Source organism: Sorangium sp. So ce381, assembly GCF_051473845.1.
GTDB classification, from domain to species: Bacteria; Myxococcota_A; Polyangia; order Polyangiales; family Polyangiaceae; genus Sorangium; species Sorangium atrum.
On sequence record NZ_CP150336.1, the window covers coordinates 2,652,293 to 2,665,197 of the forward strand.

4 protein-coding genes are annotated in these 12,905 nt (G+C 76.4%); all 4 read right to left on the reverse strand.

From position 1 onward, the window contains the following. Positions 1-156 precede the first annotated feature (156 nt). The 4 genes from WMF29_RS10190 to WMF29_RS10205 all read right to left on the reverse strand — a co-directional run bounded on the left by WMF29_RS10190 (position 157) and on the right by WMF29_RS10205 (position 12,880). Complete coding sequence (locus WMF29_RS10190) at positions 157-2,037, reverse strand: SWIM zinc finger family protein (RefSeq protein WP_437328649.1); 1,881 nt, start codon at positions 2,035-2,037, stop codon at positions 157-159. After that, positions 2,034-8,897 (reverse strand): HEAT repeat domain-containing protein, encoded by a 6,864-nt coding sequence (locus WMF29_RS10195; RefSeq protein ID WP_437328650.1) that lies wholly within the window; start codon positions 8,895-8,897, stop codon positions 2,034-2,036. Before WMF29_RS10195 ends, WMF29_RS10190 begins: the two co-directional genes overlap by 4 nt. Then, positions 8,894-11,758 (reverse strand): hypothetical protein, encoded by a 2,865-nt coding sequence (locus WMF29_RS10200; protein WP_437328651.1) that lies wholly within the window; start codon positions 11,756-11,758, stop codon positions 8,894-8,896. The genes WMF29_RS10195 and WMF29_RS10200 overlap by 4 nt, the downstream gene beginning before the upstream one ends. Before the next feature lie 219 nt (positions 11,759-11,977). Then, on the reverse strand, positions 11,978-12,880 hold the full coding sequence (locus WMF29_RS10205; protein WP_437328652.1) for a WGR domain-containing protein: 903 nt from the start codon (positions 12,878-12,880) through the stop codon (positions 11,978-11,980). Positions 12,881-12,905 lie beyond the last annotated feature (25 nt).

Consider the following 12,905-nt stretch of genomic DNA (forward strand, 5'->3'; position numbering starts at 1 on the left):
GAAGAGAACCAAGAACAGGCTACCTTGCGGAGAGTGACTGGCGGTTCCTCCAGAGCGGCGCGACGCCGCTCCTACGCTCGAGGCGTGGAGGCTGGTGCGTTCAGAACCTCTCCTGGCAACACGAACAGTCTCTTTTCCTTGCCCTCCTTCCCATTCTCATGCTGACGACGCGTCGGCGTCCACGAACCCAGAGGACGTCAACGCATCCAGTCTCTTGAAATACGCGTCGCGCGCTTCGCCGTCCGTGTCAAACCAAATGCGCTGGTGTCGAGGCGCTTCGGCGCGCGCCCCCCACGACAGGTGTACTACGCGCTCGTCCAGGGAGACACGGTAGACGACCTCCGCGCCCGAGGCCTCGCGGCGCACGTACGTGCGCGTCTCCGCGCGGATGAGCGACCGCCCCTCGGCCGTCTGGCGCAAGGCGTCCCGCTCGGCGCGCTCGCGGGCGTAGGCGACGCGGAGCGCGATCATGTGCTCGCACGGCCCTTCGCGGAGGCCGCTCCGGCGGAACGTGGGGCAGCTGCACCACGCGTCGGAGACGCGGCCCTCGAGATCCATCGTGAACCGCGGCGCGAAGTCGCGGTGCGCCTCCCGGTCCGCGACCTCCCCGTGGATCTCGGTGCCCTCGCCGGCGATCTCGTGCACCTTGGTCGGCCTCACCGCGCCGGGCGCGCCGAGCAGGCGGTGGGCCGCGGCCTCGCGGGGCGAGCTGTAGCGGATGTCGCGCTCGTCCACCGGATCGGCGAACAGCTCGCGCGGGCGGTAGACGCGGCGCGCGACGTCGTAGAGCACCCGGCCGCGCAGGCACTCGAGCTGGAGCGCCGCGCGGGCGTCCTCGGCGCCTCCGCCGGCCGCGAGCGACGCGAGCGGGAGCGGCCCCCGCTCGCGGAGGAGGGCGAGCTGCCTGCCCGCGAGCGCGTCGAGCGCCGCGCGCGCCTTGTCGCCGCCTTTCCCCTCGCGAGGCATCAGGGCGTCGAACGAGGCGGCGCTGGCCCAGCTGCTGTCGGTCCAGCCCGTGAGCGCGATCGTCAGCGTCGCGCGGCCCAGATCGAGCACCCAGAAGACAGGCAGCCCGGGGCCCCGGAGCTCGGCGCGCACGCGCTGCACGTGCGGCAGGAGCCGCGACAGCGCGAGCAGCCGCTGCCGGCCGAAGGTCCGGACCACGCGCGGCGGACCCTCGTACGGAGGGCCGTGGCCCTCGATCAAGATCTCCCAGGGCTCCAGGATGAGGCGCGGCGGCTTGCCGGGGACGAGCTCGAAGCGCAGGCCGCGGGGCGGCTTCTTCGCCTTGCGGGTGCGGAGCACGAACAGCGCGTTGTAGAGATCGATCGGCGCGAGCTCGCAGGAGACGGCGGGGAGCGTCGCCGCCGACTGCACCTGCAGGAAGCCGCGGAGCCAGGTCGTCGGGACCTCCAGCGAGCGCTCGATCGGCCCTGCAGCGGCGTCTCCGCGCGAAGCGCCTGCGTCGAGCTCCACCTTCGCGTAGGCGCGGAGGCGATCGATCTGCTCGACGATGCGCGGCGAGAGATCGACGAAGGCGGTGCCGTGGGCCGCCTCGCGGCCCTCGAAGAGGTCGCTGGAGAAGGCGAGCCGGGCGTAGGCGCTCTCGTCGCGCGAGAAGACCTCGATCGAGACCTCGTCCGGGTGCACCGTGAGCACGGGATCGAGCGCGCCCGAGACCCTCGGCCTCGCGGCGGAGCCGTCGCCCTGGCCCGCCGCGTCGTCGGGGAAGGCGCCCTCCAGGAACGCCTTCTGGGCCTCCCAGATGGCCGCCGTCGCCTTCTTGCCCTGCTTCATCAGGTAGGCGAGGTACGCGGTCCGATCCCGGCCCTTGTACCGGAGATCGCTCTCCAGGATGGTCGCCAGGGCGGCCATCGCGTCGCGGAAGAGCGCCGCGTCGCGGACGGTGCCGCGCACGCCGACGGGGCCGCGGGCGCCATCGAGGGAGAGGCGCACGCTCGAGTGGAGCGGGGCTGCGGCGAGCTCGCTCGGCGCGGCGTACCGGAGGAGGATCGGGCGGGCGAGTGCGGCCGTCATGCGTTGACTCCTTCGGGGGTCTCGGGCTCTCTGGGGGAGCGCGCGGCCGCGAGCCGCGCCGCGCGAGGATCCGCCGCCTTGCGCTTCGCGCGGCGGTACGCTCGGTACGCGGCCTTGCGGACGGCGACGTCGGCCTTCTCCTTGGCCTTCTCCTTGCCGAACGCGAGCGCGGCCAGCGCCTCGAGCGCGCGCTCGCCGCCGGCGCGGCCGAGCGCCGCGATCGCGTCGAGGCGCGCGGAGGCGTCCCCGCCGCTGCCCTGCGCGAGCGAGATCAGCGGGGCGAGCGCGGCGACGTCGCGGCGCGCGAGCATCGACGGCAGCGCGAGGCGCCGGCCCGGCTCGGTCGCGGCGAGCGCCGCGAGCGCCTCGGGCGAGGCGACGCGCGCGGTCGGCCCGAAGGCGACAGGGTCGAACGGCCTCACCGCCGCCGCGATCGCGGCCGAGCCGTCCGGCGCGAGCGCGGCGAGCGCGGCGGACGCCGAGGCCCGGACGCCGGCGTCCATGTCTTTGAGAGCCGCCGTGAGCGCCTCCACGGCGCCCGCGGGCGGCGCGGCCCCCGCGGACCTCGCTGCCGACTCGAGCGCGCCGAGGGCGCGCGCGGCCTCGCGGCGGACCTCGCCGGGAGCGCTGTCGTTCGAGAGGAGCGCGCGCAGCGCGGGCGCCATCGCGGTCGCGCCGGCGCGCCCCGTGGCCCAGAGGAGCTCGCGCCACGCGGCGGCCTCGGCGCTGCGCTCGTCGCCGTGCGCGGCCGACCAGCGCTCCGCGGTGCGCTGCGCCGCCGCGGCGAGCGCGCCCGCGAGGGCCCCGCGATCGCCGGCCACGGTGCCGGCGGCGATGAGCCGCGCGGCCTCCTGCCGCGCCGGGGCGCGGTCGTCCTCGAGCATGCGCTGGAGCGCGGCCACCGGCAGCGCGCCGCGGCGGAGCAGGCCCATGGCGAGGCGCTGCCGCAGGTTCCCGTCCTTGAGGGCCGCGAGCCGGGGCAAGAGCTCGGCCGGGTCGGCCTCCGCGGCGAGGTAGCTCGCCGCCGGGCCGGCGATGTCGTCGTGCTGGCTCCCGACCGCGAGGAGCTCGACGCGCGTCCGCTCGCCAGGGAAGAGCTTCTCCAGCGCCTTGCGCGCGTTCTTGCGGACCTCGCTGTTCCGCGCGTCGAGCGCGCGGGCGAGCGCGGGCTCGGCCGCGCCGTCGCCGAGCAGGCCGAGCTCGTTCACCGCGACGACGCGGAGCCTGTCGGGCGTGTCGCCGGCGCGCACCAGCTCCTCGAGCAGCACCCGGGCGCGCTCGCCGCCGAGCCAGCGCACGCCCTTCGCCGCCGACTCGCGGAGATCGACGGAGTCCGCGTTGAGCGCCTGCTCGACGCGCTCCGAGGCGCGCTTGCGGAGCTCGGCGCTCCCCAGCTTCGGGGCGATGCGGCCGAGCGCCTCCGTGGCGGCGGCCTGCATGCTCGGCTCGATGGGCGCCTCCTTGGTGCCGCCGGCGGCCACCGCCTCGAGCTCCTCCAGCGCGCGGGCGTCGCCGAGCGTGCCGAGCGCGAGCAGCGCGCGCTCGCGCTCCCCCGGCTCGCCCGCGCGCACGACGAGGAGGAGCGGCCGGAGCGCTGACGCGAGGCCCCGCTCGGCCACACCCTCCGCGGCGGGCAGCACGAGCTCGCGCGCGCCGGCGCGCAGCACGGCCTCGAGCGGCCCCGAGGGCGCGCCCTTGTCCTTGACGCGCTTCGCGTACGACGTCACGGCCGCGACGCGCGTGGGGAGGTCGCGATCCGCGAAGAGCGCGACCAGGAGGTCGTTCTGCGCGGCATCGTCGCCGAGATCGAGCTCGCGCGCCGCGGCGAGGCGGAGCGCCGGGTCCTTCGCGCGCGTGGCGGCGGCGAGGAACGCGAGCGCGAGCCCCGTCTCGCGCTTCTCGCGCTCGCGCCCCTTGTCGACGATCTCGAGGCACGCCTTGAGCGCGGCGCTCCGGACCTCGGCCGCCTCGTCGTCGAAGCGCGCCGCGAGCGGGCCGGTGGCCGCGGGGTTCCGCGTGCTCCCGAGCGCGCCGGCCAGCGCGGCGCGGTCCGCGGGCGTGGCGGCCTCATCCATGCGCGCCGCGAGCGCCTGCACCGCCGCGTCGCTGGCGAGCGCGACGAGCGCCTTGCGCGCGCGCGCCGCGGACGCGGTCGCGCTCTCGCGCAGGAACGCCGAGAGCACGTCGACCGCGCGATCGTCGCGGCTGCGGGCGAGGAGCTCCGCGGCGCGCAGGCGGAGGTCGTCGTGATCGCTCTCCATCGCGCGGCACAGGGCGGGCACGATGCGCGGATCGCTCGACGACGCGAGGCGCTCGAGCACGCCGAGGCGGAGGTCGGCGTGCTCGCTGCCGAGCGCCGCGAGGAGCGGATCGAGGCTGCCCTTCGGCGAGAGCCGCTCCAGGAGCTCGAAGGCGTAGCGGCGCACGTCGGGCAGCGCGGAGCTCAGCGCGCGCACGATCTCGGGGCGGGCGTCGCCGCCCCGCGCGGCGATCTCGTCGAGCGCGGTCCGCGCCACGTCGGCCGACGCCGACGCGAGCCCGAGCGCGAGCGGCTCGCCCGCCCCCGCGGGGAAGAGCGCCTTGAGCCCGGCGAACGCCGCCTTGCGCACGAGGTGGTGCGGGTCGTCGAGCGCCCGGACGAGCGGCGGGACCGCCGCCGTGCTGCTGACGTGCCCCTTGGCGCAGACGTCGACGATGCGGTCGATGGCGTCGCGGCGCGTGCGGTGCGCCTCGTCGTCGCCCGCCGAGACCTGCCGGAGGAGGCCCATGTACGCGCCGAACGCGAGCCAGCGCAGCCGCCGCTGCTCGCCCTCCGGGACCGCGTCGCCGGCCGGCTTGTCGCTCTGCTTCTGCTCGGGCTGCGCGAAGAGGCGGCGGAGCCACCCCTTCGCGGGCTTCGTGTCGCTCTCCTCCGCGGCGCGCGGGGTCGTGTCCGCCACGACGTGGGCGCCCGCGGGGCGCAGCGCGGCCACGCGCTTCGCCTCGCGGAAGTAGTCGACCGGCTTGCGCCGGATGCGGAGCACCTGCGCGGCCGCGTAGCGCTGCTGCGGGTCGTCGCTGGCGAGCGCCTCGGCGAGGCCGACGAGGATGCGCCCGCGCGCGACCTCGGGCGGCCAGTCCTTCATGCCGGCGGGCTTCTCGCCGTCGGCCGCGCGGCCCTGCTCCGCCGTGTCGGGGCGCGGGGGCATCAGCGCCTCGATGAGGTGGGCGAGGTACGCCTCCGGATCGGTGCGGAGCTCCAGCGCGCGCGCCGCGGCGAAGCGCACATCCGAGCGCTGCGACGAGAGCGCGCTCGTCAGGAGGTCCGGCGGGTCGCCGCGGCGGAACGCCCTGAGGTCGCGCGCGAGCACGATCGCGAAGACGATCTCCTGGACCTCGCGCGAGCTGTCCTCGAGGCCCTGCAGCATGCCGCCGTAGCCCTCGGGCCCGAGCGCCGCGAACGACATGATCGTCGCGACGCGGATGGGCGGGTGCTCGTGGCGCAGCGTGCCCGTGAGCACCGGCAGCGCCCGCACGTCGCCGAGCCGCGCGAGCCCGTCGGCGGCCCACGACCGCACCGCGACGTCGGCGTGGCCCATGGCGTCGAGCAGGTAACCCTCCTCGCCGCGGCGGGCGGCCATCGCGAGCCCGCGCGCGGCCTGCTCGCGCACGTCGGGGTACTCGTCCTTGAGGAGCTCGGTGGCGAAGTACTTGACGAGGCGCGGCGAGCCGAGCGTCGCCAGCGCGGTCGCGGCGCGGGCGCGCAGGGGGCCGAGGACCTGGATCGGCAGCTGCGCGGAGGGGACCGCGAACGCGGATCCCCGACCCGCGTTCAAGAGGGATTGATCGGCGAGGAGCGCCCGCATCGGGTTGATCAGCTGCTCGTCGCGCCGGACGGCGCAGAGCTCGGCCGCGCGCACCCGGAGATCGAGGTGGCTCGACTGGAGGCCGACGTGGAGCGGCCCCGCCTCGCCTGGCAGCAGCTTGTCGAGCGCCTCGATCGCGGCGATGCGCGGCCCCGCGTGCTCGTCCTCGAGCAGCTTGCTCAGGGCGCTGCGCGCGGCCTCGCCCACCGGCACGCGCGTGGCGAGCAGGCGGAGCAGGGCGTTGCGCGCGTCGTCGCCCGCCGGCATGTGCGCGGCCCCGCGCGCGCCGCTCTCCCGGACCGAGGGGTGGATCGACGCCATGGCGGCGAGGTGCGGCTCCGCGGCCTCCTTGCCGCGCAGCTTGACGACGGCGTCGTACGCGGCCTGGGCCACGCCCGCGTCGCGGTCGCCGATGGCCGCGTGCAGCCGCTCCGCGGCCCACGGCTGCTCGCCGTGCGCCTTGAGCTCCTCGACGGCGCGCAGGCGCAGGTCGGGGAAGCGCGCGAGCTGCGCGCGGTCGAGCGCCGTCTGCGGATCCGAGGTGTGCCACGACCAGAGCGTCCGGAACGCCTCGCGGCGGACCTTGGGCGACTCGTCCTCGATCGCGTCGGCGAGCAGCGCCTCGGCCTCGGGCGGCCTCGGCCCCTTGCCCTCGCCGGCGAGCGCCACGAGCCGGTCGAGCCCGCGGACGCGGATGTCCTCCTGCGACGAGCGCAGCGACGCCTCGGCCACGACGAGCGGGGCCGACGACTCCAGCCGCGCGTAGGCGTCGAGCGCCGCGGCGCGCACCGCGCCGTCCGCGTCGTCGAGCATCCAGATGAGCCGCTTCTCGGCGCGGGTGTCCCGGAGCTCGGCGAGCGCGGTCGCCGCCTGCCGTCGCAGCGACGGGTCCTGCTCGCGCGTGAGCTGCAGCAGCGCGCCGAGGGCGCGCGTGTCGCCGATCTGCGCGAGGCCGCGCGCGCCCCGCACCGCCGTGTCCGGCGTGCGGCAGGCCATCGCGGTGAGCAGCGGCTCGAGGTCGGCCTCGGCGGGCTCGGCCCCCGGGCTGCCCACGCCGGGGATCCGGGCGCGCGCCGCCTTGATGGCCGCCTCGTCCGCGGCCTTCGCGCCGTCCTTCGCTCCATCCTTCGCGTTCGCCGCGGGCTTCTCCGCGCCGCCGGCGCCGGCGCGCCGCAGGACCTCGGCCGCGCGCCGCGCGATGTCGATCGCCGCGCGGCCGAGATCCTCGTCGCGCGCCTCGAGCGCGTGGGCGAGCGCGCGCCGCTCGATCACCTTCGCCGCGAACGCGATGCGGCGCACCTCGGCGTCCTCATCGTCGAGCGCGCGCGCCGCGATCGGCGCGAACTCCGGCGCCGAGAGCCAGCCGGCGAGCGCGGCCCGGATGAGCGCCTCGACCCGGAGGTCGGCCGGGCCGCGCTCGAAGGCGGCGCGGAGCGGCTGCGGGCCGTCCGGGTGGATCTTCTGGAGCTGATCGAGCGCCGTGAGCCGCACCGACGCGTCGCGGCCGGCGAGCTTCTCGGCGATGAGCCCCGGGATGAGCGGCGAGCTGCCGTAGAGCCTCCCGAGCTCGAGGAGCGCCCTGCGCTGGACGTCCGCGGCGCGGGCGCCGAGCGCTGCCCGGAGCGGGGCGAGCGGCGTGTCGCGCTCGATCGCGCGGAGCGCCTCGAGCGCGGCCATGCGGACGTTCGGGCTCTCGTCGTCGAGCGCCTCGCGCAGCTTCGCGCGCGCGCCGCGGCGCCCTCTCTCCCCGAGCTCGCGGGCGGCGAGCGCGCGCACCTCGGCGTCGCGGTCCGATCGGAGCACGGGGAGCGCGGCCTCGAGCGCCTCGGGCTCGTCGAGCGAGGCGAGCGTCTTGACGGCGCTCTCGCGGGCCGGTCGCGCGCCCGAGAGCGCCTGGGCGAGGACATCGAAGCCGTGCGCGAGCTCTGCGGTGCCGTCCGCGGGCGCGCCGGCGGCGTCGATCGGGAAGCGCCATACCGTGCGCCGGTCCCCTGCGGCGAAGACGGCGCCGAGCCCGTCCTTCGCGTCCGCCCCGCCGCGGGCGGCCTGCCCGCGCGCGCCTTTGCGCGCGGCGGCCGGCGCGAGCGCGAGCGCGTGGAGCGGCAGCGCGCTCGTCTCCAGCGTGCGCGGCTTGCGCTTGTCCTCGAGCCGGTGGATGCGGATCGCGCCGTCCGCGCCTGCGGACAGCAGGCGGTCGCCGCTCTCCTTGCCGTCCTCCTGCGGCGGCGGGGTGGGCAGGCACAGGAGCGCGCGGACGCCGCCCGCGTGGCCGCTCCCGTCCGCGCCGCGCACCTCGCACTCGACGTCTCCGACGAGGTACCAGAGGCGCACGGTGCCGTCGTCGCCGCCCGAAGCCAGCCGCCCGTCGCGCGGCGTGAACGCGAGCGCCGTGACCGGCCCGTCGTGGCCGGGCATGGCGCGGACCGCGCCCGTCGACAGCGTGACCACGCGGACGACGCCGTCGTCGCCTGCCGCCGCGCAGAGCTCGCCGGCAGGATCGAAGGCGACGGCGCGGAGCGGCGCCGCCGAGAGCGCGAACGACGAGATCTCGACCGCGGCGCCGGGCTGCGGGGCAGGGGATCCGGCGGCCTCGCCGACGCGGAACACCCGCAGCGCGCCGTCGACCCCCACGGTCGCGAGGCGCGCGCCGCCGGGCGCCGCGGCGATCGCCGTGGCGCCGCCCGGGTGCGCGTCGATCGCCCGCCCGTCGGCCCCGCCGCCCGCGAGGAGGCGCAGCGCGCCGTCGGAGCACGCCGCCGCGAGCAGGTCGCCCGCGAACGCGAGGCCCAGCACGTGCGCGGGCACGTCGATCGAGCGAACCGGCTTGTTCGCAACGTGATCGAACAGCGTCACCTGGCTCGCGCCGGCGGGCGATCGCGTGGTCTGCGTCTCGCGCGTCTCGCGCGTCCCGCCCGCATCGCTCGGCGCCGGCGCGCGCACGCCGCCGACCGCGAGGAGCCGCGGGCCGATCGCGAGCGCGCGGACCTTCTCGTAATGGCCGATCGCGTGGCTCATGCGCTCTCCTGTCCGACGCTGGGGAGCGCCCGGCCATCGCCGGCCGCTTGTCCGACGCTCGGAAGCGCCCGGCCATCGCCGGCCGCTTCGAGGCCTTCGATCTCGAGCCCCGGGTGCGCGTGCTTGAGCCGCAGGAGCGCCGCCAGGCAGGCCTGCCACTCGCCCTTCGCGATCGACCCGGTGAACTCCGCGATGACGGGGGCGACGAGCGCCGCGAACGCCGCGTCCTCGACCGCGAGATCGCGCACGACCTCGATCACGTGCCGCTTGGCCTCGCTCGCCGAGAGGCGCCTGCGCGAGCCCGCGTCGTCGCCCGGCTCCGGCGACCTCCCTGCGGGGATCCCGGACAGCACGTACCGCAGGAAGCGCCGGAGCGCCTCGACGTCCGCGAACCGCCCCGCGTCCTCGGGCAGCTCCGCCGCGGGGCGGGCATCGTCTCCCCGCGCCCCGCGCGGCCGCCAGCCCGGCGGCAGATCGCGCGGCCGGTGCTTCTCCCAGAGCATCCGCACGGCGAAGAGGCGCACCTCGCGGTCGGCGCTCTGCATCAGCCAGCCGAGGCGCTCGGGGCCGCCGAGCCGCGCGTAGTGCTTCAGGATGAGCGAGAGGCCGAGCTCGCGCGCGCTCTTCTTCAGGCTCTCCGTGAGCGCGAAGACCTGCGCCGGATCGAGCTCCTCCGGCGTGAGCGCGATCGCCGGATCGGCCGACGGATCGCCGACCTTGCGGAGCGCGTCGAAGGCGATGTTGCGCACCTCCTTCGCGTCGCTGTGCGCGAGCTCGTAGACGCGGGTCTGGTAGCCCCACGCCCGGAGCTCGGCGCGCGTGATGAGCGCGGCGAAGCGCCGGACGTCGTCCCGCTTGTCGGAGAGCGCGGGCCAGATCCGCTCGGCGGTGAACGCGCCTCGCTTGAGCGCCGGCTTCAGCTCGAGCTCCTTGGCCTCGCTCTGCTCGGGCCCGAGGACGGGGTGGTGGCAGCGCAGGTACGTCTGCGCGAACGCGCGCATCGGCTCGGGCTCCTTCTCGCCGAGCGCGAGCGCGAACAGCCTCGCGGTGCCCGCCTCGCGGTCGCCGCGGCCGCTCGCGTCCTGCCCCGCGTCGAAGTCCTGCGGCTTCATGTGCGACAGGAGGTAGCGGCGCGCGAAGCCGTTCAGCGTCGGATCGGCGCGCCGCGCGAGCGCGAGCAGCCAGGGCAGGGTGAGCTGCCGCGGCGACACGATCTTCGGGTTGCCGAGCACCTCCAGCGCGACCGCGCGCGTCTCGGCGCTGAAGACGAGCCCCTTCAGCCGCTCGACCCCCTCGGCGGTCAGGTCGGGCAGGGCGTCCGCCTTCTGGAGCCAGGTCGCGACCGTGGACCCGATGCGCTTGCGCGTGAGCGCGCCGAGCAGCCACGGCGTCCCGATCGCCGCGATCGGGTACTTGCCGAGCGCGTCGAGCGCGGACCTCGTCGCCTGGTAGTCGTCCTCGTGGCGCGGGTCGTCGAGCACGCGCACCCAGAAGCCCGCCCCGGGCTCGCCGGGCCGGTACTTGGCCTTGAAGTACGCGGCGGCCCACTTCTTCTGCTCGGACTCGCCGTAGAGCATGTCGACGAGGAAGCCCTCGGGCAGCTCGGCGCGGTCGAAGCTCTCGCTCAGCGCCTTGCCGGCCCACGCCTCGGTCTCGCTGTGCGTGAGCAGCCGCCCCAGGAACGCGTGGCCGAGCGCGCGCGGGCTCTTGCCCTGGAGCGCCGACGCCGCGAAGGCGCGCGTGTCCTTGTGCTCGGAGTCGAGCAGCGCGGCGAGGCGCTCCGGGTCGAGGTCCGTCGCGTGCGCGCGGGCGTACTCGATCGCGAACGTGCGCGCCTTCGCGCTCGGGGAGGCGAGCAGCGCGAGCGCCGCGTCGTGCAGCCCGAGGCCCCGCAGCTTGCTCTGGTGGAGCTCCGGCGAGCCGAGCAGCGTCTCGATCAGGAACTCGTGCGCGCTCGCCAGCGGCCGGTACGCGAGGCGGGCCAGCCACGCGGGCGTGACGCTCCGCAGGGTGTCGGCGAAGTCCTTCTTGAGCCCCTGGATCGCGAACTTGGCCGGCGGATCGGACTGGCAGGTCGAGAGCAGGAGCATCAGCGGATCGGGCGATCGCTTCCACGCCTCGTCGAAGGCGCGGTGCTTCACCATGTCGTTCGGCGGGACGTTGCCGTGGAACGAGCGCCCGTCGTACTTGCCCGTGCCGTGCGCCCAGACGTGGTTCGCGACCCAGAGGTCGCCGAAGCTCGTGCCCGGCGCGTAGTGGCGGAGGACCTCGACCGCGAACTGCGGGTAGAGCTCCGGCGTGCTCCGGCCGAGCTCGCGCAGGAAGCGCCACGCGCGGCGGCGCATGTAGATCAACGTCCCCTTGGAGACCTCGCGCCGCCGGGTGCGGGAGAGCTCGACGTCGAAGCGGAAGGCGAGCGCGCCGAAGAGCTCCGCGTCGAGCCGCGCCTCGGCCAGCTTGTAGATGCGCTTGAGCCCGCCCCACGCGCCGAAGACCAGCGGCGCGCTCGTGGCGATGTCGCGCAGCGCGCCGCGCCCCGCGTCCGTGCCCTCCTCGTAGATGCGCACGAGCAGGTCCGCGAGCTCGAGCCGCGGCGGCGGCGCGGCGTCGACCTGGGCGAGGAAGCGCTTCCACGCGTCGGTCGACTGCTCTCGCCGCTGCTCGGGGGAGCGCATGCCCTGCGCGCGCGAGAGCGCCTGCAGGAACGCCGTGAAGGTGAGCGCCCCCTCGCGCGGCGGCGCGTCCGGTTTGGGATCCGGCTGGCCGAGGTACGCCTCGACGACCTCGGCCAGGGTGGGCGAGCCGCTCGTGGCGAGCTGCTTGACGTTCGCGATGTCGATCGGGTTCGGTGAGCTCGTCAAGGCGCCCTCCCCTTGCGGGATGGCCTGGGAGAATCGCGAGCCCCGTGGTGCAGGTCAAGCCAGAGTCGATCTGACGTTGACGGAAGCGTCATCGCCTCCGCGTGGTGTGCGCCTGTGGGTGGGGCGTGTTCGCGGATGCCGGGGTGCCCCGCGGGGCCCGGAGCCGCCCGGCGCATCGCCTCGAGGCGCGCGCCGGGCGCGCAGCTCAGGCCGCGCAGCTCACGCCGCGCGCATCCGCGCGACCCGCTCCTCGACGTGCGGGTCGCCGCCCGCGTCGATGCCCGCGAGGAGCTCTTTCAGCGAGCGCCCGCGGTGGGCGAGGTGCGCCTCGAGGTGCGGCGAGAGCGCCTTCCAGCGCCGCGCCCACCCCGCCTCGGCGCTCATCGCGCCGTGGTGCGGCCGATCGACCAGCAGGGCGCCGAGCCGGAGGCCGAGCTCGGGATCGTCGAGCTCCTCGAGCTGCCGCTTCAGGAGGGCGAGCGCTCCGGCGGCCGGAGAGGTCGCTGGCGGGGCCTTCCAGGTGTCGCGCACCGCGCGCGCGAACGCCGCTGCGTCGAGCTCCGAGAGCAGCTCGATCGCGCGCACGAGCGGCAGGCGATCGCGCGCGCTCGGCGCGACCACGCGGGCGAGGAGCGCGTCCAGCGCGGCGGACAGCGCCCCGTCGGTCGCGGGATCGAGCCCGCCCAGCGACTCGAGCGCGCGGCGGGCGCGTCGGACGGCGCGCCCGAGCACCCAGCTCCGCCGGCCGCGCGCGGCCGAGACCGCGTCGAGCGCGTGGACGGCGGCCTTGCGCCGCGCCTCGGTGGCCTCGCCGGGCTGGACGCGCGGCGGCAGATCGAGCTTCGGCGGCGGCGGGGGCGCGGCCGCTCCGGCGGTGGCAGCGGGGGCGCCGCCGGCAGGCGCGCCGCCCCCGGCGGCGGCCACTTCCTGGTAGCCCTCCCTGAGCTTCTCCGCGACCTTCTTGTCGCACTCGCGCTGCGCGGCCTCCGCCGTGGGGAACGCCTTCTCCTTGCGTTGCCCGGCGGTCCCCAGCCGCCCGTAGACGACGATGAACGTCGTGTCGTCCACGTCGGCCATCCAGAACTTGGCGCTCGTCCCCTGCACGAACTCGAACCGGCGCATGCGGGCGAAGATATCACGCCGCGCC